At 71.3% G+C, this 24,655-nt stretch carries 24 protein-coding genes; 20 read left to right on the top strand and 4 right to left on the bottom strand.

What is annotated here, in order from left to right; genetic code table 11:
• Positions 1-138 precede the first annotated feature (138 nt).
• Positions 139-543, bottom strand: a complete 405-nt coding sequence (locus tag ACWGKJ_RS10245; protein ID WP_385022576.1) for a pyridoxamine 5'-phosphate oxidase family protein — start codon at positions 541-543, stop codon at positions 139-141.
• 207 nt (positions 544-750) lie between these two features.
• Between ACWGKJ_RS10245 and clpB the strand changes: the two genes are divergently transcribed.
• From clpB to ACWGKJ_RS10225, 4 genes are all read left to right on the top strand, one after another.
• Complete coding sequence (gene clpB / locus ACWGKJ_RS10240) at positions 751-3,357, top strand: ATP-dependent chaperone ClpB (protein ID WP_385022579.1); 2,607 nt, start codon at positions 751-753, stop codon at positions 3,355-3,357.
• A 135-nt stretch (positions 3,358-3,492) separates the two neighbouring features.
• Positions 3,493-4,029, top strand: coding sequence for a YbjN domain-containing protein (locus tag ACWGKJ_RS10235; protein ID WP_385022582.1), 537 nt, complete (start codon positions 3,493-3,495; stop codon positions 4,027-4,029).
• Positions 4,030-4,532: 503 nt separating this feature from the next.
• Positions 4,533-5,018, top strand: coding sequence for a prevent-host-death family protein (locus tag ACWGKJ_RS10230; protein WP_311311591.1), 486 nt, complete (start codon positions 4,533-4,535; stop codon positions 5,016-5,018).
• 20 nt (positions 5,019-5,038) lie between these two features.
• Entirely contained in the window at positions 5,039-5,365 is a 327-nt protein-coding gene (locus ACWGKJ_RS10225) for a hypothetical protein (protein WP_225022969.1), read from the top strand.
• 81 nt (positions 5,366-5,446) lie between these two features.
• Here ACWGKJ_RS10225 and ACWGKJ_RS10220 read toward each other — a convergent pair whose 3' ends face one another.
• Positions 5,447-6,643, bottom strand: a complete 1,197-nt coding sequence (locus tag ACWGKJ_RS10220) for a pyridoxal phosphate-dependent aminotransferase (RefSeq protein ID WP_385022585.1) — start codon at positions 6,641-6,643, stop codon at positions 5,447-5,449.
• A 151-nt stretch (positions 6,644-6,794) separates the two neighbouring features.
• Here ACWGKJ_RS10220 and ACWGKJ_RS10215 point away from each other — a divergent pair, with 151 nt between their 5' ends.
• The 15 genes from ACWGKJ_RS10215 (at position 6,795) to ACWGKJ_RS10145 (ending at position 22,098) form a co-directional block, all read left to right on the top strand.
• Positions 6,795-7,103, top strand: a complete 309-nt coding sequence (locus ACWGKJ_RS10215) for a hypothetical protein (protein WP_385022588.1) — start codon at positions 6,795-6,797, stop codon at positions 7,101-7,103.
• A gap of 485 nt (positions 7,104-7,588) precedes the next feature.
• Entirely contained in the window at positions 7,589-8,107 is a 519-nt protein-coding gene (locus tag ACWGKJ_RS10210; protein WP_385022591.1) for a DUF2617 family protein, read from the top strand.
• 54 nt (positions 8,108-8,161) lie between these two features.
• Positions 8,162-9,715 (top strand): polyamine aminopropyltransferase, encoded by a 1,554-nt coding sequence (locus ACWGKJ_RS10205; protein ID WP_385022594.1) that lies wholly within the window; start codon positions 8,162-8,164, stop codon positions 9,713-9,715.
• Between the two features lie 197 nt (positions 9,716-9,912).
• Positions 9,913-11,067: an SRPBCC family protein gene (locus tag ACWGKJ_RS10200; RefSeq protein ID WP_385022597.1), complete on the top strand. Its 1,155-nt coding sequence runs from the start codon at positions 9,913-9,915 to the stop codon at positions 11,065-11,067.
• 41 nt (positions 11,068-11,108) lie between these two features.
• Entirely contained in the window at positions 11,109-11,912 is an 804-nt protein-coding gene (locus ACWGKJ_RS10195; RefSeq protein ID WP_385022599.1) for an aldose epimerase family protein, read from the top strand.
• A gap of 153 nt (positions 11,913-12,065) precedes the next feature.
• Complete coding sequence (gene pyrE / locus ACWGKJ_RS10190; protein ID WP_385022602.1) at positions 12,066-12,608, top strand: orotate phosphoribosyltransferase; 543 nt, start codon at positions 12,066-12,068, stop codon at positions 12,606-12,608.
• Between the two features lie 170 nt (positions 12,609-12,778).
• On the top strand, positions 12,779-13,810 hold the full coding sequence (gene fbaA / locus ACWGKJ_RS10185) for a class II fructose-bisphosphate aldolase (protein WP_385022605.1): 1,032 nt from the start codon (positions 12,779-12,781) through the stop codon (positions 13,808-13,810).
• Between the two features lie 143 nt (positions 13,811-13,953).
• On the top strand, positions 13,954-15,180 hold the full coding sequence (locus ACWGKJ_RS10180) for a MalY/PatB family protein (RefSeq protein WP_385022608.1): 1,227 nt from the start codon (positions 13,954-13,956) through the stop codon (positions 15,178-15,180).
• A gap of 116 nt (positions 15,181-15,296) precedes the next feature.
• Positions 15,297-15,710: a DUF3151 domain-containing protein gene (locus ACWGKJ_RS10175; protein WP_266854942.1), complete on the top strand. Its 414-nt coding sequence runs from the start codon at positions 15,297-15,299 to the stop codon at positions 15,708-15,710.
• Between the two features lie 235 nt (positions 15,711-15,945).
• Positions 15,946-16,773, top strand: a complete 828-nt coding sequence (locus tag ACWGKJ_RS10170) for a tryptophan 2,3-dioxygenase family protein (protein WP_385022612.1) — start codon at positions 15,946-15,948, stop codon at positions 16,771-16,773.
• A gap of 198 nt (positions 16,774-16,971) precedes the next feature.
• On the top strand, positions 16,972-18,129 hold the full coding sequence (locus tag ACWGKJ_RS10165) for a kynureninase (protein ID WP_385022761.1): 1,158 nt from the start codon (positions 16,972-16,974) through the stop codon (positions 18,127-18,129).
• Positions 18,130-18,304: 175 nt separating this feature from the next.
• Positions 18,305-19,186, top strand: a complete 882-nt coding sequence (locus ACWGKJ_RS10160; RefSeq protein WP_385022615.1) for an alpha/beta hydrolase — start codon at positions 18,305-18,307, stop codon at positions 19,184-19,186.
• A 246-nt stretch (positions 19,187-19,432) separates the two neighbouring features.
• Positions 19,433-20,752: a sensor histidine kinase gene (locus ACWGKJ_RS10155; RefSeq protein WP_385022618.1), complete on the top strand. Its 1,320-nt coding sequence runs from the start codon at positions 19,433-19,435 to the stop codon at positions 20,750-20,752.
• A complete protein-coding gene (locus tag ACWGKJ_RS10150; RefSeq protein WP_385022621.1) occupies positions 20,749-21,420 on the top strand; it encodes a response regulator in 672 nt (223 codons plus the stop codon). Before ACWGKJ_RS10155 ends, ACWGKJ_RS10150 begins: the two co-directional genes overlap by 4 nt.
• Positions 21,421-21,510: 90 nt before the next feature.
• Positions 21,511-22,098, top strand: a complete 588-nt coding sequence (locus ACWGKJ_RS10145; protein ID WP_385022623.1) for a Uma2 family endonuclease — start codon at positions 21,511-21,513, stop codon at positions 22,096-22,098.
• A 58-nt stretch (positions 22,099-22,156) separates the two neighbouring features.
• Here ACWGKJ_RS10145 and ACWGKJ_RS10140 read toward each other — a convergent pair whose 3' ends face one another.
• Complete coding sequence (locus ACWGKJ_RS10140; RefSeq protein ID WP_385022626.1) at positions 22,157-22,528, bottom strand: winged helix-turn-helix transcriptional regulator; 372 nt, start codon at positions 22,526-22,528, stop codon at positions 22,157-22,159.
• 94 nt (positions 22,529-22,622) lie between these two features.
• Between ACWGKJ_RS10140 and ACWGKJ_RS10135 the strand changes: the two genes are divergently transcribed.
• Positions 22,623-23,462, top strand: a complete 840-nt coding sequence (locus tag ACWGKJ_RS10135; RefSeq protein WP_385022629.1) for an SDR family oxidoreductase — start codon at positions 22,623-22,625, stop codon at positions 23,460-23,462.
• Positions 23,463-23,651: 189 nt separating this feature from the next.
• Here the strand turns inward: ACWGKJ_RS10135 and ACWGKJ_RS10130 are convergent, their stop codons facing one another.
• Positions 23,652-24,503: a diacylglycerol kinase family protein gene (locus tag ACWGKJ_RS10130; RefSeq protein ID WP_385022632.1), complete on the bottom strand. Its 852-nt coding sequence runs from the start codon at positions 24,501-24,503 to the stop codon at positions 23,652-23,654.
• Positions 24,504-24,655 lie beyond the last annotated feature (152 nt).

The raw sequence follows: 24,655 nt of genomic DNA, 5'->3' as shown, positions 1-24,655 counted from the left end.
TCCCCCGTCGTAACAGATCGCTCAGGTGCTTCCCCCACACAGCGGCGCCACCGTGACCTGAACACGGTGGCGCCGCTGTGCTGTGCGCGTCTCGACGGGAGAGGGACGGGCCGGCGGGAAGGGTGGTCCTCCCGCCGGTCAGGCGCGGCCCATCGCCCGTTCGACGCTGATCTCGATCAGGACCCGGTCCGGGTTCTCGGACGGGGTGCGCCCGTAGCGCTCCGCGTAACGCCGTACCGCGTCGGCCACGGCCTCCGGCTCCGTACGGATCTTCGCGCGCCCCTCCAGCGTCGCCCAGCGCCCCGGTGCCACCTGGCAGACCGCGACCCGGGCGCCCTCGGGGCCCGCGGCCAGGACATGGGCGACCTTCCGCGACTTCCCGTTGGCGATCACCCGGGCGATCCCGGCCTCCGGCTCCCAGGTCACACCGACCGGCACCAGATGCGGCGAACCGTCCGGGCGCGGGGTCGCCAACGTGCAGCGATGGAACTCGCGCCAGAAGCTGAGATAGGGCGGATCCGGATTCCGTGGGTCAATGGCCATGGGCGCGAACCTACCCGGCGCCCCGCCCCCGGCCGCGGCCGAGATCCTGCTCACCCTGGGGCGTCGGCCCTGTCCAACGCACCTTGAGTGGAATAGACTCAACTTTATGCACGTTGCCCCAGGCATGGTGCCCCGGGGCCGGTGATTGGATGGGGGTACCGAGCCACTACAGGGACGGACCCGCCCCGCGAGGAGGAGAGCGCACACGTGGACGCCGAGCTGACCAACAAGAGCCGGGACGCGATCACCGCGGCGAACAGCCGCGCCGTGTCCGCAGGCAATCCCGATCTGACCGCCGCCCATCTGCTGCTCGCCCTGCTGGAGGGGCAGGACAACGAGAACGTCGTCGACCTGCTGGCCGCCGTCGACGCGGACCAGGCGGTCATCAGGTCCGGCGCCGAGCGGCTGCTCGGCGGGCTGCCCACGGTGACCGGGTCGACGGTCGCACCCCCGCAGCCCGACCGTGAGGTGCTCGCCGTCATCGCGGACGCCTCGCAGCGGGCCAAGGAGCTGGGCGACGAATACCTCTCGACGGAGCATCTGCTCATCGGGATCGCCGCGAAGGGCGGCCAGGCGGGCGAACTGCTGACACAGCAGGGCGCGAGCGTCAGGAAATTGCTGGAAGCGTTCGAGACGAGCAGGGGAGGACGCCGGGTGACCACACCCGACCCGGAGGGTCAGTACAAGGCGCTGGAGAAGTTCGGTACGGACTTCACGGCCGCGGCACGTGAGGGCAGGCTCGACCCGGTCATCGGGCGGGACCACGAGATCCGCCGGGTGGTCCAGGTGCTCTCCCGGCGCACCAAGAACAACCCGGTGCTCATCGGTGAGCCGGGCGTCGGCAAGACGGCCGTCGTCGAGGGGCTCGCCCAGCGCATCGTCAAGGGCGATGTGCCGGAGAGCCTCCGGAACAAGCGGCTGATCGCGCTCGACCTGGGCGCCATGGTCGCGGGCGCCAAGTACCGCGGCGAGTTCGAGGAGCGGCTGAAGTCCGTCCTGGCCGAGATCAAGGAGAGCGACGGCCAGGTCATCACCTTCATCGACGAGCTGCACACCGTCGTCGGCGCGGGCGCGGGCGGCGAGGGCGCCATGGACGCGGGCAACATGCTCAAGCCCATGCTGGCCCGCGGTGAGCTGCGTATGGTCGGCGCGACGACCCTGGACGAGTACCGCGAGCACATCGAGAAGGACGCGGCCCTGGAGCGGCGCTTCCAGCAGGTGCTGGTCGCCGAGCCGTCCGTCGAGGACACCATCGCGATCCTGCGCGGGCTCAAGGGCCGTTACGAGGCCCACCACAAGGTCCAGATCGCGGACGCGGCGCTGGTCGCCGCCGCCACGCTCTCCGACCGCTACATCACCTCCCGTTTCCTGCCCGACAAGGCCATCGACCTGGTGGACGAGGCCGCGTCCCGGCTGCGTATGGAGATCGACTCCTCCCCGGTCGAGATCGACGAGCTGCAGCGCTCGGTCGACCGGCTGCGGATGGAGGAGCTGGCGCTCAAGAACGAGTCGGACGCCGCGTCCAAGCAGCGCCTGGAGAAGCTCCGCCGCGACCTCGCCGACCGCGAGGAGGAGCTGCGCGGGCTCACCGCGCGCTGGGAGAAGGAGAAGGAGGGCCTCAACCGGGTCGGTGAGCTGAAGGAGCGCGTCGACGAACTCCGCGGCCAGGCCGAGCGCGCCCAGCGCGACGGCGACTTCGACACCGCGTCCAAGCTGCTGTACGGGCAGATTCCCGGCCTGGAGCAGGAGCTGGAGGAGGCCACCGAGGCCGAGCAGGAGGCGGCCAGGGACACCATGGTCAAGGAGGAGGTCGGCTCCGACGACATCGCCGATGTGGTCGGCTCCTGGACCGGCATCCCGGCCGGCCGCCTGCTGGAGGGCGAGACGCAGAAGCTGCTGCGCATGGAGGACGAGCTGGGCCGGCGCCTGATCGGCCAGACCGAGGCGGTGCGGGCCGTCTCCGACGCCGTACGCCGCACCCGGGCCGGTATCGCGGACCCCGACCGGCCCACCGGCTCGTTCCTCTTCCTCGGCCCGACCGGCGTCGGCAAGACCGAGCTGGCCAAGGCGCTCGCGGACTTCCTCTTCGACGACGAGCGGGCCATGGTCCGCATCGACATGAGCGAGTACGGCGAGAAGCACTCGGTGGCCCGGCTGGTCGGCGCCCCGCCCGGCTATGTCGGGTACGAGGAGGGCGGCCAGCTCACCGAGGCGGTGCGCAGGCGCCCGTACAGCGTGGTGCTGCTCGACGAGGTGGAGAAGGCCCACCCCGAGGTCTTCGACGTGCTGCTCCAGGTCCTCGACGACGGCCGCCTCACCGACGGCCAGGGCCGCACGGTGGACTTCCGCAACACCATCCTGGTCCTGACGTCGAACCTGGGCAGCCAGTACCTGGTCGACCCGCTGACCAAGCCCGAGGAGAAGAAGAAGCAGGTCCTCGATGTCGTACGGGCCTCCTTCAAGCCCGAGTTCCTGAACCGCCTCGACGACCTGGTGGTCTTCTCGGCGCTCTCGGCGGACGAGCTGGCGCACATCGCGGGCCTCCAGATCGACGCCCTGGCGAAGCGCCTCGCCGACCGGCGGCTGGAGCTGGACGTCACCCCCGAGGCGCTGGCCTGGCTGGCCGCCGAGGGCAACGACCCGGCGTACGGCGCCCGGCCGCTGCGCCGGCTGATCCAGACGGCGATCGGCGACCGGCTCGCCAAGGAGATCCTCGCGGGCGAGGTCACCGACGGCGACACGGTCCGGGTGGAGCGGGTCGGCGACGAGCTGATCGTGGGGCGCGCGGAGACCCCGGCCGAGCGGGCCGGCTGAGCCCCGGCGGGGCGTCGGCCGCCGGGCAGGACTCCGTGCCCGGGACGGATACCGGCCGACAGGGCGGGGCGGGGTTGCCATGCCCCGCCCGCCATAGGAGAGGATGGCGGAACTCGTACGAAGGGCAATTCAAAGATGACCATCGACCCGTCCTCCATTCCGAACTTCGGGGGCCAGCCCGATCCGCAGGATTCAGGACCGGCGGGCCCCGTCGTTCCCGACCAGGATCTGGTCAAGCAGCTCCTTGAGCAGATGGAGCTGAAGTACGTCGTGGACGACGAGGGTGACCTCGCCGCGCCGTGGGAGGAATTCCGTACGTACTTCATGTTCCGCGGCGAGGACGACCAGCAGGTCTTCTCCGTGCGGACGTTCTACGACCGCCCGCACGGCATCGAGGAGAAGTCCCAGCTCCTTGAGCTGATCGACGACTGGAACCGCCGCACGCTGTGGCCCAAGGTCTACACGCACACCCACGACGACGGCAGCGTCCGGCTCATCGGTGAGGCGCAGATGCTCATCGGGACCGGTGTGGCCCTTGAGCACTTCGTGTCGTCCACGGTCAGCTGGGTCCGCGCCTCGATCGAGTTCGACAAGTGGCTCGTCGACCAGCTCGGACTTGAGCAGGACCTGGAGTCCGGCAAGGGCGACGACGAGCCGGGCGGCGACGCCTGAACCGGCCGTAGTCCGTCAGTACGGAGCCCGGTCCGGGCCGTGATCACCTCGATCACGGGCCTGGGCCGGGCTTCTGCTGTCAACGGGGGCCGGTGACGCGGCTCCCGGGCCGACTGGAGCCGTCAGCACCAGCTGCGGGGGAGGCATGCCTGCAAGGTGTGGAAGGGCTCCGACCTGGAACAGTGGGAGTGCGAAGTCACCAGTGGCGGCCGGGTGCGGTACCTGGTCAGCGCGGAGACTTCCACGGTGATTCTCGTGTACGCCTCTCCGCGTCATCCGAAGGACACCGAGTGACCACGGGTCGCCTGTGGGGCTGGGGCGGGCAGGGCCGGCCCCACAGGCCGGCAGCTGGTCTTCTGCGCCCTGTCACAGGGCGCAGGCCGCTTGAGGCGGGCCGCGGCCTCCTCCAGTACGCTCTCGCGCTTGCAGAACGCGAAGGCGCGCGCATCGAAGGCCGGACGGTCCCCCTTGAAATCAGATCGTGATCTGAGTAAGCTCTGATTATGTCTACCGTGCGTCTGGAAGCAGAACCGGAATCCGTCTCCTTCACCGATCTCTCCCGCAATCCCAAAGGTGTCGCCGCCAGAGCTGCTGCCCTGGGACGGCTTCGGGTCACTCATCGGGACGCGCCGGACATGGTGCTGACCACGGCTGTACGCGCGGAGGGTGCGGAGGAGAACCTGACCACCGCTTCGCGGCTCTTCCTCGCACTGATGAAGCAGGACGACGGTGCCAGGGCGCTCCTCCTCGCACTGCCCGAGGTGTTCCCCTGGGCGCGACACCTGAACGCGGAAGAGGTTCGGGCTTTCACTGTCGAGCTTCTTGAAGCGCTGTCGGACGCCGCAGAACTGGGGGCGGGAGAGGCTGTGCACCGCGCGATCGTCTCCTGGCGCGCCACGGCACGCATCAATGCCGACCCCGAGCAGCTCACGGAGTCGCTGCGTCCGCTCGACGGTGATGACCTCGGCCAGGTCGAGGTGCGTGGGTGAGTCCGAAGAAAGGAGACCGAGTGAGCGTTCCGCCCCTCAACGGGTGGAACGTCGTCTTCGGGACCACAGAGGCGGTGACGGGCTGGGAGGAACTATGTCGTGTGGCCCTGCCGAGCGCGCACCGCTGCCTGGACGCTCTCCGAGGTGACCCCCTGACCCGGTCCAACTGGAATCGCCAGCATCAGTTGCGCGGCAGGCATGCCACCAAAGTGTGGAAGGGCTCCGACCTGGACCAGTGGGAGTACGAGGTCACCAGCGGTGGTCGAGTGCGCTACCTGGTCAGCGCGGAGACTTCCACCGTGATCCTCGTGTACGCCTCCCCGCGACATCCCAAAGACACCGAGTGAACCGTGATCGCTTCGGGAGCGGGGCTTGAGCAGGTCCCGCACCCCGAAGCGAACCGGCGGCGTTCTTTTCGCGCCCCCCTGTCAGACTGTCAATCGCTTGAGGCGGGTAACCGCCTCTTCCAATACACCCTTCCGCTTGCAGAACGTGAAGCGCACCTGGCTGCGGCCCGGCTCGGGGTCGTCGTAGAACACTGAGCTCGGCACCGCCACCACACCGCAGCGCTCCGGCAGCGCCCGGCAGAACGCCAGCGCGTCCTTCTCCCCGAACGGTGCGACGTCCGTCGTGATGAAGTACGTGCCCTGCGGCTCGTACACGGTGAATCCGGCGGACCGCAGCCCCGCGTCGAGCAGGTCGCGCTTGCGCCGCATGTCGGTCCGCAGGGTGGTGAAGTAGCTGTCCGGGAGCCGCAGGGCCTCGGCGACGGCGTACTGGAAGGGGCCCGCGCTCACATAGGTCAGATACTGCTTCGCCGTGCGCACCGCCGCGACCAGGGCGGGGGAGCCGGTGACCCAGCCGACCTTCCATCCCGTGAACGAGAACGTCTTGCCGGCGGAGGAGATGGAGACCGTGCGCTCGCGCATGCCGGGGAGGGCCGCGATGGGGTGGTGGGCGCCGTCGAAGACCAGGTGCTCGTAGACCTCGTCGGTGACCACGAGCAGGTCGCGTTCGCGGGCCAGTTCCGCGATGGCCGTCAGCTCGTCGGGGCTCAGCACCATGCCGGTGGGGTTGTGCGGGGAGTTGAGGAGCAGCAGCCGGGTGCGTGGGGTGACGGCGTCCCGCAGTGCGTCGAGGTCGGGGCGGAAGTCCGGCGCGCGCAGCGTCAGGGGTACGCGGACGGCGCCCGCCATGGCGATGCAGGCGGAGTACGAGTCGTAGAACGGCTCGAACGCGATGACCTCGTCGCCCGGTTCCAGCAGGGCCAGCATCGCGGCGGCGATGGCCTCGGTGGCCCCCGCGGTGACCAGGACCTCCGTATCGGGGTCGAGGCCGATGCCGTAGAAACGGTGCTGGTGGTCGGCGACGGCCGAGCGGAGCTCGGGGATGCCCGGACCCGGCGGGTACTGGTTGCCCCTGCCTTCGCGCAGCGCACGGACCGCCGCCTCGCGGACCTCCTCGGGGCCGTCGGTGTCCGGGAATCCCTGCCCCAGGTTGATCGCGCCGGTGGCGGTGGCCAGCGCGGACATCTCCGCGAAGATGGTCGTGCCGAGGCCGTCGAGCCGGCGGTTGAGCAGCGGCCGTCCGCCTGCGTGTCCCGTGGAGCTTCCCGTAGTGGTCATGGCGGCCAGCCTGCGCCGAACCTCTGGACTTCCTCAACTCCTGCTTGAGCCCGCGCGTACCGGGGATGGGTCTGTCACACGAGAAGCCCGGCAGCCGAAGCGGGGACCGACGGGGGGTCCCGTTCCGCCGGACGGAGGAGAGGTGAGGGCCATGGGCGTTTTCATCTTGGCAGTGGTGTTGATCGTGGTGTTCGCGCTGGTGTCCGCGGACCGGAAGCGGGGCGGCGGGCGCAAGGGCCGGGCCCGCCGTTCATCCGCGGCGGGCGGCACGGCGGGGGGCGGCAGCTGGTGGGCCGCGGACAACGGATGGGGCGGCGGCTCGGGGCACCATCACTCCGGTGGCCACTCCGGTGGACACCACTCCTGCGGCGGCGGCCACTCGTCGTGCGGCGGGGGCTCTTCGTGCGGTGGTGGTTCGTCGTGCGGGGGTGGCGGCGGCTGCGGCGGCGGCTCCAGCTGACCCGAGTCCGTGCTCCAGGGGCGCCCGCCGGGGTCAATTCCCGGCGGGCGCCTTCGGGTTGGGCGCGTGGATTCGGTTGCGGTCCGACCCGTACTTGCTGACCTTCTTGTCGGGCTCTTGTCGGGCTCCGGACCGGCCTCTGAACCGCTCCATGAACTACCCCCTGTGACCCAGCTCTCAGCTGTTCGCGGCCCGGCACCACACCGTCCGGCCGGCCCCACCACTCACCTCACGGCACACCCCGTATCCCCCTCACCGTCAGTTTGTTGAACGTATGAACAGCGGAGCCCCCGGGGGGATGGAAACCCCGCCAAGTTGGGTAAAAGCGCTGTGAGCGTCGCGTACTTCGTGATTCCCTCCAGGTGAGAAGAAGCAGCCCTCGGACCTGAGACCTGACCGTGGCCCATGCCGGCGTCTCTTTCCCTGACACCTGCTCCGGGGAGAACCCCGTCCATCTGCCGATTGTGTGTTTGCGGAGCCCACCCATGCTCACGACCCTCAGTACTGCCTACACCGACACCCGTGCCGCCGATCTGGCCTGGGCGCTGGGCCGCGAACCGCTGCCCGCGCTCGCGGTCCTCGATCTCCAACTCGGCGGCGCCAGAATCCAGATGAGGCTTCTCGGCGCCTCCCACCAGGTGCTTCTGGAGGAGGAGGGCGGCACCTGCTCCGAGACCGTCGCCTGCATCCCGGGAAGCAGCACCCCCTTACCGCTCGGCGTCGCGGAACGCGTCGGTGACTGGGGGTACGAGTTCGCGGCCTGCGTCGAGACGCTCTCGGAATGCTCATTCGCGGGCCGCGCACAGGAGTTGCTCGCGCTGGTCGCCGACCACCCGAACGCTATCGCCGGTACGTTTCCCGGCTCTCCGCACGCCTTCACCGCGATGCTCGCGCAGCGGAGCGAGGGGCAGGTGCACTGGCGCACCTGGCACGCGTACCCGCAGGAGGGGCAACTCGTGGTCACCCGCACGCGCGTGGGGGTGCGTATCCCCGTCGAAGCCTGATTGCACCCTTGTGGGTGACGAGTTGTGTGCGTTCCGTAACGTAGCGTTCGTCGCATGATCGACCAGTCCGCGCCCCCCGAAACCCAGGACGCGCGGCTCTCCGTACGCCCGAGGACCGGCAGGCTCCTGGTGCTCGCCACGGTCTTCGTCTGTGCCGCCTGCGGACTGGTCTACGAGCTCGAACTCGTCGCGCTCGCCTCCTACTTGATCGGCGACTCGGTCACCCAGGCGTCCGTCGTGCTCTCCGTGATGGTCTTCGCGATGGGGATCGGCTCGCTCCTCGCCAAACGGCTGCGGGTCCGCGCCACTGTGGGGTTCGGCCTGGTCGAAGCGGCCCTGGCACTGGTCGGCGGCGGCTCGGCGCTCGTGCTGTACGCGTCGTTCGCCTGGGCGGGCGGCGGCGGTTCGCGGTATGCGCTGGTCGGGTTCTCGCTGGCGATCGGGGTGCTGATGGGCGCCGAGATCCCGTTGCTGATGACGCTGATCCAGCGGGTGTCGGGACAGGACGCGGGCGGCGCGGTGGCAGACCTCTTCGCGGCCGACTACGTGGGGGCGCTGGTCGGCGGCCTCGCCTTTCCGTTCCTGCTGCTGCCCCTCCTCGGCCAGCTCACCGGGGCGCTGCTCACCGGCACGGTCAACGCGGTGGTCGGCGGGGCACTGGTGCTGTGGCTCTTCCGGCGCGATCTGACGACGCGGGGCCGGTGGTGGCTGATCCTGGTGAATGTGCTGGTGCTCGCCGTGCTGGCCACGGCGACAGCCCTGGTCGGCGACTTCGAACTGGCGGCACGGCGCGCGGTGTACGGGGCGCAGGTGCGGGTCGCCGAGCAGACCCGGGTCCAGGAGATCGTCCTGACCCGCTCCGCGCACGGCACCCTGGATCTCTTCCTGGACGGCAGGCTCCGGGTCGACGGCGCGGACGAGCGGCAGTACCACCGGGCGCTGGTCGACCCGGCGATGCGCGGCCCGCACCGGAACGTACTGATCCTGGGCGGTGGCGACGGTCTCGCGGCCCGTGAGGTGCTGCGCCGCCGGGATGTGGCGTCGGTGACGCTGGTCGAGCTGGACCCCGGTGTCGAACGGCTGGCCCGCACCGATCCCGGGCTCTCGGCGCTCAACGGGCACGCGTACCGCGATCCGCGGCTGCGGGTGGTCACGGGTGACGCCTTCAACTGGCTGCGGTCCCCGCGGCCGCGGTACGACGTGGTGGTCACGGATCTTCCCGACCCGGGGATCACCGCGAGCACCAAGCTCTACTCGCAGGAGTTCTACGGTCTGGTGTCGCGGGTGCTGGCCCCGGGCGGCCGGCTGGCCGTCCACGCGGGTCCGGTCGGCACCCGTCCGGACAGTTTCTGGACGGTCGACGCGACGGTGCGGGCGGCCGGGCTGCGGGCGGTCCCGTACCGGGCGTCGGGCCGTGGCGTGGGGTTCGCGGCGGGTCCCGACCGGGCGAAGGGCGCGGGCAAGGCCCCCAGCGACTGGGGCTTCGTCCTGGCGGCCCGCCGGGACCCGAAGCTGGGCCGCTCGGTGTCGGGCGCCTGGTCGCGTGTGCCGGACCGTCCGCCGGATGTGCCGCCGTCGACGCTGGTGCACCCGCGCTATGGCGGGTGAACGGCGTGGGTGGGGGTGGAGGGTGCGATGGGCGCGGGTGGGCGCGGATGTGGACGGGTGTGGGTGTGGGTGGGCGCGGATGTGGGCGGGTGTGGGTGTGGGTTGTCCTGTCCTGCGGGCGTCTCGGTCGGGGCGGGCCGCACCGGCGCGGCCCGAAAGGCAGACGCGTCGGCCGTGGCTGAGTAGGCTCGGCTTCCATGGAGCATGAGGTGTTCGTTCCGGTTCCGGCAGAGTCCGTCCGACGGGTCCTGGCGGACCCCGCCCGTGTGGCCCGCTGTGTACCGGGGCTCCAACAGGACGCGGACCGTTCAGACCCCGGGAGCGGCCGTCTCGCGGGCCGGCTCAGGGTCCGGATCGACGGGCACACGATCACCTTCCGCGGCACCGTGCGCCTCGTGGAGCGGAACGGCGGCTACGAGGTCGACGGCGAGGGCACGGAGGCGCGCGGCCCGGGATCGGTGAAACTCTCGCTGAAGCTGAGCCTCGCGGATGCGGGTGGCGGCGCTGCGGCCGGTGCGGATGGCGCCGGTGGGGGTGCAAGCGGTGGCGGTGGTACTGGGGGTGGTGCCGCGGCCGACGGTGGTGCGGGCGCGGATGCGGGCACCACGCTGCGGTGTACGGGAACGGCTCGGGCGGCCGATGGCCGTCTGGCGCAGCTTCCCCCTGATGCGGTGCTCGCGGCGGCCCGCCGCCTGCTGGACCGGTTCGGCGACCGCGTACGGGCGGAGGCACAGGCGGATGCCTCGGCCGGGGCCCGAACGGACACCTCGGCCGGGGCGCGGAACGATGATTCCGGGTCGGGCCGTCCGGAGGCCGGTGATTCCGCGAGCGGTGATTCCGGGTCGGGTGATTCCGGGGCCGGCGATTCCCGTTCCAGCGACCCCGGGTCCAGCGACTCGGAGCGCGGCCGTCCGGAGGCCGGTGATTCCGGGTCCGGCGACTCCCGGCCCAGCGACGCCGGGCCCAGCGATTCCGGCACCAGCGATTCCGGCACCGAGGAGCCGGGCTCCGTCGAAGAGTCGGGCTCCGGCGAATCCCGGAGCGGCGGTACCGAGGACGAGGGCGGGGGGTCCGTGTTCGAGGCGGAGGTGCCGCCGCCGTCGCTCGACCCGGCGGCCGACGCGGACTTCGCCGGGGACGGCCCGCCCGTGGAGGCCGCGCACGCCCGCCGCACGATGATCGGCCGCAGCGCGGAGGAGGTCGACCACGCTCCGCCCCGCGGCCGCTACGCCCCGGTGCCCGCTCCTTCGTCGGGCACGGCGGGGGTGACCCTGCGCTGGGCGGCCCCGGCGGCGGCGCTGGCCCTGGCATCGGCGGTCGTCGTGAGCCGGGCCCTGCGGCGCCGGCGCTGAACCGCGCAACCGATCGGCCCCGGTCCCGTTAGGGTCGGAGCGTGAGTAGCGAAGAGGTCCGGCTCGCCGCCGGCGACGTCGAGTTGACCGTGAGCCCCGAGAACGGGTGCCGTATCCGCAGCCTCCGTATCGGCTCCACCGAACTGCTGCGGCAGGGAGCCAAGTTCGGCTGCTTCCCCATGGTGCCCTGGTGCGGCCGTACCGGGTACGGCCGGTTCAGCACCGGCGGCACCCCGCATGAGCTGCCGCTGAACTCCCCGCCGCACGCCATCCACGGGACCGGGCGCAACACCGCCTGGCGGCCCGCCAGGCCCGGCAGCGGCGACGGACCCGGTGTGGCGGCGTTCACCTACGATCTGGCCGACCCCTGGCCGTACACCGGCCGGGTCACCCAGAGATTCGAGCTGACCGAGTCCTCTCTGACCCTCACGCTCGGGGTGGAGACCTATGACGACTCGTTCCCCGCGCAGGCCGGCTGGCACCCCTGGTTCAACCGGAATCTGGGCGCCGGCGGCGACGCACAGCTCGGCTTCGAGCCCGCCTGGCAGGAGGAGCGCGGCGACGACCATCTGCCCACGGGCAAGCGGATCGATCCCCTCCCCGGCCCCTGGGACGACTGCTTCGGGATGCCGGACGGTGTGGACGTCACCGTCACCTGGCCCGAGCAGCTGGAGCTGACGGTGCGCAGCCGCGACGAATGGGTCGTGATCTACGACGAGCAGCCGGAGGCGGTCTGTGTCGAGCCCCAGTCGGGGCCGCCGAACGGTCTGAACACGCTGCCCCGGCTGGTGACGCCCATCGACCCGCTGGAGATCGAGACCACCTGGAGCTGGCGTCGGCTCTGATGCCTGAGCCATCGGCGCCGTGGCCCGGGGCCACCGGTCGGCGGGCCACGAGCGCCCCCGACCCGAGCCGGGGGCGCCCGCTCGCGGGCCACTGCGAGGAAGCTCCGGGCCACCGCGAGGAAGCCCCGGGCCATCGCAATTAAGCTCGGGGGCATGACTGACGTACGCGCTGATCTGCTCCAGCACATCAAGGACAAGGCCGTGGTGCACGGCAGGGTGACGCTCTCCTCGGGGATCGAAGCCGACTGGTACATCGATCTGCGCCGGATCACCCTGGACGGCGTGGCCGCGCCGCTGGTCGGCCAGGTGATGCTGGATCTGACCGATGGGCTGGACTTCGACGCGGTCGGCGGGCTGACGCTGGGCGCCGACCCGATCGCGGACGCCATGCTGCACGCCTCCGCCGCACGCGGAAAGACGCTGGACGCCTTCGTCGTACGCAAGGCCGCCAAGACGCACGGGATGCAGCGCCGCATCGAGGGCCCGGACATCAAGGGCCGCCGTGTCCTGGTGGTCGAGGACACCACCACTACGGGCGGATCTCCGATGACCGCCGTGGAGGCGGTGCGCGAGGCCGGGGGTGAGGTGGTGGCGGTCGCCACGATCGTCGACCGCGACACGGGCGCCGCCGAGGTCATCGCCGAGGCCGGGGTGCCGTATATCTCCGCATACAACCAGGGCGACCTCGGGCTGTGACGGGCTGAGCGCGGAGCGTGGTTTCACGTGAAACCACACCCCGTCGCCCGGGTCAAGGCACCACGCCAGGTGGACCCGCGCCAGGAGTCTGGAAGGATGGGGGCGACGATGACGTCGCCCCCAGGTCAGGGACCAGTTACGCACACCCGCACATCCCAAGGAGCGGACAGATGCCCATCGCAACCCCCGAGGTCTACAACGAGATGCTCGACCGGGCGAAGGCAGGCAAGTTCGCCTACCCGGCCATCAACGTGACCTCGACCCAGACCTTGCACGCGGCGCTGCGCGGCTTCGCCGAGGCCGAGAGCGACGGCATCATCCAGATCTCCACCGGTGGTGCGGAGTTCCTGGGCGGCCAGTACTCGAAGGACATGGTCTCGGGAGCGGTCGCCCTGGCCGAGTTCGCGCACATCGTCGGCGAGAAGTACCCGGTCACGGTCGCCCTGCACACGGACCACTGCCCCAAGGACAAGCTCGACGGCTATGTCCGCCCGCTGATCGAGGTCTCCCGCAAGCGGGTCGAGGCCGGCCGCAACCCGCTCTTCCAGTCGCATATGTGGGACGGTTCCGCCGAGACCCTCGCCGACAACCTGGCCATCGGCCAGGAGCTGCTGGCGCAGGCTGCCGCCGCCAAGATCATTCTTGAGGTCGAGATCACCCCGACCGGCGGTGAGGAGGACGGCGTCAGCCACGAGATCAACGACTCGCTGTACACGACGGTCGACGACGCGCTGCGTACCGCCGAGGCGCTCGGTCTTGGTGAGAAGGGCCGCTATCTGCTGGCCGCCTCCTTCGGCAACGTGCACGGTGTCTACAAGCCGGGCAATGTCGTCCTCCGTCCCGAGCTGCTGAAGGACCTGCAGGAGGGCGTCTCCGCCAAGTACGGCAAGGCCGCCGGCAGCCAGCCCTTCGACTTCGTCTTCCACGGCGGCTCCGGATCCTCCGCTGAGGAGATCGCCACCGCGCTGGAGAACGGCGTCGTGAAGATGAACCTGGACACGGACACCCAGTACGCCTTCACGCGTCCCGTGGTGGACCACGTCTTCCGCAACTACGACGGTGTTCTGAAGGTCGACGGCGAGGTCGGCTCCAAGAAGACCTACGACCCCCGCACCTGGGGCAAGGCTGCCGAGGCCGGGATGGCGAAGCGCGTCACCGAGGCCTGCGCGAACCTGCGCTCCACGGGCACCCGCATCAAGTAGTACGTCCGTCATGCCGGGCCCGGTATCCCGCCCAGGGGTGCCGGGCCCGTGTCATACCGCAGCGGACCCGGAACCCGGCACCCGGAGACCGGAGCCGAGGACCTATGGCCCGGGCCCCGGAGACCAGCGAGAGGGCGGCGCCCATGGAGCACGAGAACGGGAACGGGCACGAGCACGGATACCGGCGCGAGCACGGATACCAGCACGAGCGCGGGTACGACTTCGACACGGCCGTCGACCGGCGCGGTTCCTGGAGCGTCCAGTGGGACGGAGTCGCGGACCGGTTCGGGGTGGACGAGCTGCTGCCCTTCACCATCTCGGACATGGACTTCCGCTGCCCGCCCGAAGTCCTCTCGGCCCTCCACGAGCGGATCGACCACGGGGTATTCGGCTACACCGACTGGCGGCTCGGGGAGTTCCTGGACGCGATACGCCACTGGTACACGACCCGCTTCGACACCCCGGTCGACACCGGACGGGTCGTGTACGGGCCCTCCGTGCTCAACCAGCTCTCGCAGCTGCTGCGGATGTGGACGGACGAGGGCGACGGCGTGGTGGTCCACACCCCCACCTACGACGGCTTCACCAAGGCCGTCACCGGCCTGCGCAGGGAGCTGCGGGGGTGCCCGGTGGACGACGACGCGGAGCTGGAACGGCAGCTCGCCCGGCCGGACAGCAAGGTCCTGCTGCTCTGCTCGCCGCACAACCCCACCGGCCGGGTGTGGACCCATGAGGAACTGACCCGGTTCGCGGCACTCGCCGAGCGGTACGGCACGGCGGTGATCTGCGACGAGATCCACGCCGACTTCGTGCACGAGGGGCACCGGCATCTGCCCTGGACCCGGTACGGGAGGGGGCGCTGGGCGCTCATCACCTCCGGCAGCAAGGCGTTCAACTTCCCGGCGCTGACCGGCTCGTACGGCATGATCGGCGACCCGGACGACCGGGCGGAGTACCTGCGCCGGATGGAGACGGCCGAGGGGCTGGCCTCGCCCGCGGTGCTCGCGCTGACGGCGCACATCGCGGCCTACCGGCACGGGGCGGAGTGGCTGGACGCGGTGCGCGCGTACACCGCGGCGAATCTGTCGATGCTCGCCGAGCGGCTGAACACCGCCTTTCCCGAGCTGCGCTGGACACCACCGCAGGCCGGATATCTCGCCTGGATCGATCTGCGCCCGCTGGGTATCGACAGCGCGGCGCTCCAGCGGCAGCTGATCGAGGTGGAGAAGGTGGCGATCATGCCGGGCACGGTCTACCGCGCCGAGGGCTTTGTCCGGCTCAATGTGGGCTGTCCCCGGGGGAAGGCGGAGGCGGGCGCGGACGCCCTCGTCCGCGCGGTCCAGGCCGTCCGGCCGGAGGCGCGGCCGTAGTCCCGGCCGTCCCAGGCCGCTTGCGCCCGTATCACGGACGGGTCCGGGGTCCCGGTGCTGCCGGGTCCTGCCTCCTCTGGCAGCTGTATCCGCCGGGGCCAGGCAGACTGGCACCCATGTCCATTCACGAGAATCTGCTCGGGGGCCCTCCCGAGACCCGTCTGCCCGACGACCCCGAACCCCGCGAGCTCCTCGCGGGCGGCACCGCCCCCGCCGATGTCGCGGCGAAGTACCCGACCTCCTCACTCGCCTGGGCGCAGCTCGCCGACGACGCCTTCGAGCACGGGCGGGTCGTCGAGTCGTACGCCTACGCCCGGACCGGCTACCACCGCGGGCTGGACTCGCTGCGCCGGGCCGGCTGGAAGGGGCACGGCCCCGTGCCGTGGGACCACGAGCCGAACCGCGGTTTCCTGCGGGCCCTGCACGCCCTGGCCCGCGCCGCGCAGTCGATCGGTGAGGACGAGGAGTACGAGCGCTGCACGGTCTTCCTGCGCGACTCCTCGCCGGCCGCAGCGGACACGCTGGGCTGACCCGGCAGCACCCCAGGGGCGCTCACCGGAGCGTCCCCCGCAGCGCCGGCCTGGCGTATGGCCCGCCGGGCCGGGCGAGGGCCGGACACACACCGGACGCCTGCGTCCACCGTGTCCGGCCCTTGCTTGTCTTGCCGTGCACCAGGTTCCGCGTTGATGATGAAGGTGGGGACCGGGGCCCACCTGTCTACGGAAGGGGCGGACCGCTACCTGGAGCACCACCGAGGAGACAGCGATGTCTACGCCTTCGCACGACCCGGCCCCGAATCTGGACTTCGCGGGGACCACCCCGTACGAGGACTACGTCCAGGCGGATGTCCTCACCCACCTCCAGCATCTGCGCTCCGACGATCCGGGCGAGATGGTCTTCCTGGTGACCACGCAGGTGATGGAGTTGTGGTTCACCGTGATCGTCCATGAGTGGGAGACCGCCGGGGCCGCCCTGCGCGGCGACGATCTGCCGGTCGCCCTCGCGGCCCTGAAGCGCTCGACGTACGAACTGCGGTCGCTCAATGAGTCCTGGCAGCCGCTGGCCCAGCTCACCCCCGCGCAGTTCAACGCGTACCGCGGCGCGCTCGGTGAGGGCTCGGGTTTTCAGTCCGCGATGTACCGCAGGCTGGAGTTCCTCCTTGGCGACAAGTCCGCTTCGATGCTGGTCCCGCACCGCGGTGCGCCGCGCGTCCACGCCGAGCTGGAGAAGGCGCTCCAGGAGCCGAGCCTGTACGACGAGGCCCTGCGGTTCCTCGCCCGGCAGGGGCAGCCGGTGCCCGACTCCGTGCTCCGGCGCGATCTGACCGCGAAGTACGAGCCGTCGCCCGAGGTCGAGGCGGTCTGGACGGCGGTGTACTCGGGGGAGCAGGACTCCCCGCTGGTCCGGCTCGGTGAGGCGCTGACCGATGTCGGCGAGCTGGTGTGGCGCTGGCGCAACGACCATCTGGTGGCAACCCGCAGGGCGATGGGGTCGAAGACCGGTACGGGAGGTTCGGCCGGGGTCGCCTGGCTGGAGAAGCGCGCCACGAAGAACGTGTTCCCCGAGCTGTGGACGGCGCGCAGCCATGTCTGACACGCCCATTCCCGAACCTCTGCCCACTACCGAAGCGCTGCCCACTCCCGGCCCGCTGCCCGCTCCTGGACCTCAGCACGCTCCGGAGCCCCTTCCCGGACCGGAATCCCTGCCCGCACCGGGCCCGCAGGCGGCCCCGTCGCCCCGATCACCGAGGATCTGCCGATGAAGCCCGCACCGGTGCAGTCCGCTCCCGATCTGTCCGCCCTGGCCCGCCGGGCTGCCGAGCTCGATGCCGCCGACGGACTGGCCCCGCTCCGGGAGCTGTTCACCCTCGACCCCGGCACGGTCTACCTCGACGGGAACTCCCTCGGCGCCCTGCCCCGGCACGTGCCCGCACGGATGCAGCAGGTCATCACCCACGAGTGGGGCGCCCTGGGCATTCGCTCCTGGGAGGAGTCCGGCTGGTGGACCGCGCCGGAGCGCGTCGGTGACCGGATCGCGCCGCTCGTCGGTGCGGCGCCCGGCACGGTGGTGGTCGGCGATTCGACAAGCGTCAACGTCTTCAAGGCACTTGTGGCCGCCGTCCGGTCGGCCGGAGAGGACCGCGACGAGATCCTGGTCGACGCCACGACCTTCCCGACGGACGGCTACATCGCCGGTTCCGCGGCCCGGATGACCGGCCGGCGGATCGTCCCGTACACGCCGGGCGATCCGGTCGGTCCGCGTACCGCCGCCGTCCTGGTCAACCATGTCGACTACCGCACCGGGCGGCTGCACGACCTGCCGGCCGTGACGGCCGCCGTGCACGCGGCGGGCGCGAGGGCCGTCTGGGACCTCTGCCACAGCGCGGGCGCGCTGCCGGTCGGACTCGAAGCCCACCGGGTCGACTTCGCGGTCGGCTGCACCTACAAGTACCTGAACGGCGGCCCCGGTTCGCCCGCCTTCCTGTATGTACGCCCCGACCTCCAGGCGTCCTTCGACTCACCGCTGCCGGGCTGGACCTCGCATGCCGACCCGTTCGGCATGGAGCCCGGATACACCCCGGCGGACGGCGCCCCGCGCGGCCGGGTCGGCACCCCCGACATCCTGTCGATGCTGGCCCTGGAGTCGGCGCTCGACGTCTGGGAAGGGGTGACGGTCGAGGCGGTCCGCGCCAAGTCGCTCGCCCTGACGGACTTCTTCCTGGAGTGCGTCAGCCTCGAATCGGTGACACCGGTCGCCCCCGAACAGCGGGGCAGCCAGGCGTCGCTGAGGTGCGAGAACGCCGGGGCGGTCATGAAGGAGCTGATCGCCCGCGGAATCGTCGGGGACTTCCGGCCGCCGGACATCCTCCGCTTCGGGTTCACCCCGCTCTACGTCGGTTTCGGCGATGCGCTGCGGGCCGCACGCGTTCTGGGGGAGGTACTGGCCTGATAGCGTCCCGGCTGGTCAGGGCAGCCCGGCCCGGACAGAGAGCCGGACAGCACGACAGGGCAGCCCGGCCCCGGACAGAGAGCCGGACAGCACGACAGGGCAGCCCGGCCCCGGACAGAGAGCCGGACAGCACGACAGGGCAGCCCGGCCCCGGACAGAGAGAGGTGGGAGCCGTATGCCGGACGACGCAGAGGCCGATGCGGTCCTCGCGCACCCCGCCGTCGCCCCCGACGCCACCGCCGCGTACGGCGACCACCCCGACCAGATCGTGGACTTCTACGCCCCGCACGGCGGTGGCGGGCCGGTCCCGCTCGTCGTCGTGCTGCACGGCGGTTCCTGGCGGCAGCGGGTCGACCGGCAGTACCTCTCGCCGTTCGCGGCTCTCCTGGCCCGCCGGGGTTTCGCGGTCGCCAGTGTCGAGTACCGGCGGGGCGGCGCCGGCCCGGTGAGCGCCGGCCGGTGGCCCGAAACGCTCGACGACATCGCCGCCGCCCTGGACGCGCTGCCGGAGCTCGTACCGTGCGCGCTTCCCCGCGCCGACCTGCGGCGGACCGTCCTCACCGGGCACTCGGCCGGCGGCCACCTCGCCCTGTGGGCGGCGGCCCGGCACGTACTGCCGCCGGAGGCACCCTGGCACCGGCCGACGCCGCCCATCCGGGGAGTGGTCGCGCTGGCACCGCTCGCGGACTTGCGCCTCGCCCGTGAACTGGGGGTCTGCGAGGGCGCGGTGGAACAGTTCCTGGCGTCGGCCGACACCGCGGCGGCGGGCTCGGCGGCTGTGGGTTCGGCGCCGGCGGAGACCCCGGCCGCGGTCCGTACGCAGTGGGCCGACCCGGCCGCGCTGCTCCCCACCGGCATCGCGACCACGGTGGTCCAGGGCCGGGAGGACGCCACCGTCCCGCCGCAGATCGCCGACGCGTTCGCGGACGCGGCGGCCAAGGAGGGCGAGCTGGTCGGTGTGACGCTGCTCGACGGCGTCGGACACTTCGCCCCGGTCGACCCGGCGGCCGACGCCTGCGCGGTGGTCGTCGCGGAGATCGAGCAACTGGCCTGGTGAGCCCGGCCCGACCGGGTGAGTCCGCGCCCCGGTGGTACGCGGGTCCGCACCCTTCCAGTACGTGAATCCGCACTCCGGTGGTACGTGAGTCCGCGCCCCGGCAGTACGCGGGTCTGCCCCCCGTACGCGAGTCCGCACCCCCCTCAGTACGCGAGTTCGCACCCCCCAGTAGTACCTGAGAGGGATCCCGCAGGTTCCGCATCAGTACGGACGACCGGGACCACCCCGCCGCCTACCGTGGTGCCTGTGACCGATACACAGACACGGAGCCCCGAGATCCGGCTGGCCGAAGGGGTCCTGGCGGGCCTGCGCCAGGACCTCTTCCACGACGCCTTCGCCTACCGCCCGCTCCGCCCGATGCGTACGGACGGACCGCTGACCCGGCGGCTGCCCGGCCGGATACGGGACCGGGCCGCATGGACCCCGCACGCGGTGGTGCTGGGCCTCGCCCTCATCACTCTGCTGCTGCCGGCCCATGGCACCACCGACTTCGACGGCCTGCTGTCCTTCCTGACCGGCCTCATCTCGGCCGGAACGGTCGTGATGACGCTGCTCAGGCCGGTCGGCGCCTGGTGGGCGTCGGTGGTGGCCGTGCCCGTGGTCAGCCTGCTCGACCGCGGCTCCGGGTCCTGGCCCTGGTCCGACAGCGCCTTCCTCGCGCACCTCGTGGTGCTGACGGTGGTCGCGGCCAGGACCAGGCCGCGGACCGCCGCCTGGATGTGGGCGGGCACCGCCCTGTACGGGTTCCTCGGGGGGACGGTCATAGGGGTGGTGGGGCAGGCCGGCATGGTCGGCTCCAACACGGCGATGATGCTGTTCCTCTCCGCGGTCACACTGCTCATCACGACGGTGGTCCAGGTCCGCCGGGAGGCCGACCGCGAGGTCACCGCTCAGCAGACGGTCACCGCCATCGAACGCGACCGGCGCACGCTCCTGGAGGAGCGCACCACCATCGCCCGTGAACTGCACGACGTCGTCGCCCACCACATGTCGGTGGTCGCCATCCAGGCCGAGGCCGCCCCGTACCGGGTGACCGATCCGCCGCCCGAGCTGACCAGGTCGTTCGAGGTGATCAGGGAGAACGCGGTGGCGGCCCTGACGGAGCTGCGCCGGGTGCTCGGTGTCGTACGGGCCGAGGACTACGAGGCCCCGGACGCCCCGCAGCCCACCCTCGCCGAACTCGACGTGCTGCTCACCAATGTCCGGGAGGCGGGCCTGGCCGTGGAGAAGACCGTGACCGGCGCGGTGCGTGAACTCCCGCAGGGCGTCGAGCTGTCGGCGTACCGCATCATCCAGGAGGCGCTGAGCAACGTCCTGCGCCACGCGCCGGGCTCACACGCCCGGGTGGAGGTCAGCTACGTCCTGGGCGGGCTCGGTCTGCGCGTGGTCAACGGCCCGCCGCGGGGCCTGGTCAAGCCTTCCCCCGGCGCCGGGCACGGCATCACCGGGATGCGGGAGCGGGTCACGATGCTGAACGGCGAGATCACCACCGACGGTACGGAGGACGGCGGTTACGAGATCACCGCGTTCATCCCGGTGCGGCGTTCCACGGAGGAGCCCGTATGAGCGCCGTCCCGGCCATCAGGGTGCTGGTCGTCGACGACCAGATGATGGTGCGTGAGGGGTTCTCGGTCCTGCTCAACGCGATGCCGGGCATCGAGGTGATCGGCGAGGCCGTCAACGGTGTCGAGGCGGTGGCCCAGGTGGCCGCACTGCGCCCGGACGTCGTCCTGATGGACATCCGGATGCCCGAGCTGAACGGCATCGAGGCGACCCGCGAGATCGTCGCGGCCGACGAGTCGGCGAAGGTGCTGGTCCTGACGACGTTCGATCTGGACGAGTACGTCTACCAGGCGCTGCGCGCGGGGGCCTCGGGGTTCCTGCTGAAGGACGCGTCGGCGCGCCAACTGGCCGATGGTGTACGGGTGGTGGCGGCCGGTGAGGCGCTGCTCGCGCCCACGATCACCAAGCGGCTGATCGTGGAGTTCTCCCGGCTGTCGGACAACCCGAGGCAGCCGTCGCTGGTCCGGGCCGAGGAGCTGACGGAGCGCGAGAGCGAGGTGCTCGTCCTGATCGCGCAGGGCCTGTCGAACGCGGAGATCGCCTCCCGGCTGATCGTCGCCGAGTCCACCATCAAGACACATGTGAGCCGGATCCTGGTGAAACTGGGCCTCCGGGACCGGACTCAGGCGGCGGTCTACGCGTACGAGACGGGGCTGGTCAGGCCGGGGTAGCGGTCACTCGGACGGGTGATCGTTCGCGGGTTCGGGCCTGGTCCGGCCGGTGCTCGGTGACACTGGTGCTCGCACAGAAGGGGGGCGGCCATGGCAGAGCGCATGTCTCAGATGACGGTCGAGGAATTCGAGAAGATCGCCCGGTTTGCCGCAGTCGAGTCCGATGCTGCTGTGTTCGAACTCATCAACGGACGGATCGGAGACCGTGGAGTGCCGGACGGGGACCACAACGAGATCTGGATGTGGTTGCAGGGCATCTGCATGCGGCACCGGCCCGAACTGGGGCTCTACGGCGGTGACCAGGGTCTGAAGGTCGAGTCGTACCGTGACGGCAGGGCGCGTTCGGACGGTTGTCTCGCCCCGCGGGGCAACTTCGTCGGCCAGAGTGAGTGGGCGGACCCGGACGGCGTTCTGATGGTCGTCGAGATCACGTCGTACGACCGTGTCACCGACCGCCGCGACCGCAAGGAGAAACCCCGCGCCTACGCCGACGCCGGGATTCCGGTCTATCTGCTGGTCGATCGTGAGGCCGGTGCCGCCACGGTGTTCAGTGCGCCGGACCCGGAAGGCGGCGGCTACCGCGACAGCCACACCGTGAAGTTCGGCGAAGTGCTCATGCTCCCCGACCCGGTGGGCATCGAACTCGACACCGAGGTGCTCCAGAACTACGTGCGCTGACCCTCCGCGCACCGCCCACCGCGTCGCGGACTGGGGGCGTGCGTCGGTCGCCCCCGCGCTATCCCGCGCTGCGCGGTGGCATCCGCTGGGTGATCCGGTCGAACAGATCGGTCAGCGGCGCGCTGACCTCCCGGCCGAATACGGTCAGCCCATAGGTCACCTGCGGTGGTGCCGTCGGCTCGACCTCGCGCCAGACCAGGCCGTCCTGGACCAGTGCGCGCAGGGTCTGCGCGAGCATCTTCTCGCTGATGCCCTGGATGCTCTCGCGCAGCTCGTAGAACCGGAGATCGTGGCTCCGCAAGGAGATCAGCACCCAGATGCCCCACCTGCTGGTCACATGGTCGACCACATCGCGTGCGGGGCAGTCGGTGTGAAACACGTCATACCGTGCCGCAGTCCCGGCCCCGCTGTCCTGCGCGCCTTCCGTCATGTCATGAACTTACCTCAAGGTATGTCCTTACCAAAAGTTAGCTCGCGCTCCTAACGTGCGGAGCGACAGAGGACATCCGAACGAGGAGCTGAACATGATTACTGTGACCGGGGCCACCGGGAACATCGGCCGGCCGTTGACGCAGGCGCTCGCCGAGGCGGGCCGGCAGGTGACGGCGGTGTCACGGCATACGGCGGCGGTGCCGGACGGCGTCCGCCACATGGTGGCTGACCTGTCCGATCCGGTCGGCCTCAAGCCCGCGCTGGACGGGGCGGAGGCGTTGTTCCTGCTGCTCTCCGGCGATCTGCACGCCACCGGAGCGGACCCCGCGGACATCATCGGCCAGGCCGCGGACAGCGGCGTCCGCCGGATCGTCCTGCTCTCCACCCAGGGCGTGGTGACCAGACCCTTCGGTGCCACGCGGATCGCGATGCGCGCACTGGAGGACACGCTGCGGGGGTCCGGCCTGGAGTGGGCCATCCTGCGGCCGGGCGGCTTCGCCTCCAACGCCCTGTGGTGGGCCGAGTCGGTCCGTACACAGCAGGTCGTCGCCGCGCCCTTCGGTGACATCGGGGTGCCGGTCGTCGACCCGGCGGACATCGCCGATGTCGCGGCGGCCTGCCTGCTGGACGACCGGCACACCGGGGGTGTGTACGAGCTGACCGGCCCGGAAGTGATCACTCCGCGCCAGCAGGCGGAGGCGATCGCGGCCGCGCTGGGCTCGCCGGTGAGGTTCCATGAACTCACCCGGGACGAGGCCAGGGCCGCCATGGCCCGGAACATGCCGGCGGAGCTGGCCGACGACACCCTGGACATCCTCGGCTCCCCGAGCCCGGCCGAGCTGCGCGTCAGCCCGGACGTCGAGCGGGTCACCGGCCGCGCCCCGCGCACCTTCGCCGACTGGGCCGCCCGCCATGCCGCCGCGTTCCGGTGAGGGCGGCTTGGTGGTGAGGGCCGCATTGCTGCTGAGAACCTGCTGGCGGTGAGGACCCCTGCTGCTGAGGGCCGCCTGTCGGTGAGGGCCGCTTGCTGCTGGGGCCCCTCCGGCCGCCCCCTCCGCAGCCACCGCCCCTCCGCAGTCACCGCCCCCTCCCGCCGGAGCAGCACCCGGCGGGAGGGGCCATCACGCCGCGACCGCGGGCAGGGTCAGCCCCCACACCCCCGCCCGTACCATCCAGGTCCGGGTCCGCACCGGGCCGCCCACCAGGCCGTCCCTGTGGTAGCGGAAATCCGCCCCGGACACCGTCACGGCAAGGGCCTCGGCCGTCAGCCGGTCGCCCGACGGGAGTTCGACGGCCACCTCGGCCTTCCCCGCGCCGCCCCGCGACGAGACCCGGACCCCCGTCACCGGCCGGTCCAGATCGGCCAGCAGGACCCCGTCCGCCTCCACCCGCAGCCGCTGCACCCGGGGCGCCTCCGGGGCGGGGGCCGGGCCGACGAGGCTCCGTACGAGCGAGCGGCAGGCGCCCCACACCGAGTGCGGCCCCGCACCGTCCGCGCCCGGCGGCCCGGAGCGCGGGGCCCCCGCCGGGATGCGCAGATCGCCCAGCACCACCGCGTCGCTGTCGTCCACCAGCAGATCCAGCCAGCGCACCACGCCGTCGAGCACCGACCGCGCCGCGGCCACCGCCCCCACCGGGACCCCCAGCGACCGCGCCAGCTCCAGCGCGGGCGCCGGGCCCACCGGCACCAGGGAGAGGGCGCCGCGCGTCCGGTCGCGCTCGCGGTGCAGCAGGGTCACCGCCCGGAGCAGCGCCCGGTCGTCGCCGACCACCACGAGGTGGCGGTGGCCGCGCCGGGCGAGCGCCCGCGCGAACTCGTCCGGTCCATCGGGCAGGCAGATCTTGGCGTGCGCCCCGGCGCACAGCACGTCCTTCGCGATCCGTACGGACTCACCGTCCGCACGGCGGGCGACCGGGTCGATGACCACCAGCAGCTGATGCTCGGTGCTCGCTGCGGGATCTGGAGCCGACACCTCGGTCCTTCCTCGGGTAGCATCTTTGTGCAAGAGCCCCTTGCGCTATTGCGCCAGGGGCTTCGTCTATTCCGGGGCAGCCGGTTCGACGGTTCAGGTATCGGCGTACGCCAGACGTGCGCCCCCTGACCTTGGACATGCCCCGCCCGGAA

The organism is Streptomyces sp. NPDC054757, from assembly GCF_053612185.1.
The sequence above is the reverse complement of the archived record's forward strand: the minus strand, read 5'-3'. Positions and strand labels throughout refer to the sequence as shown.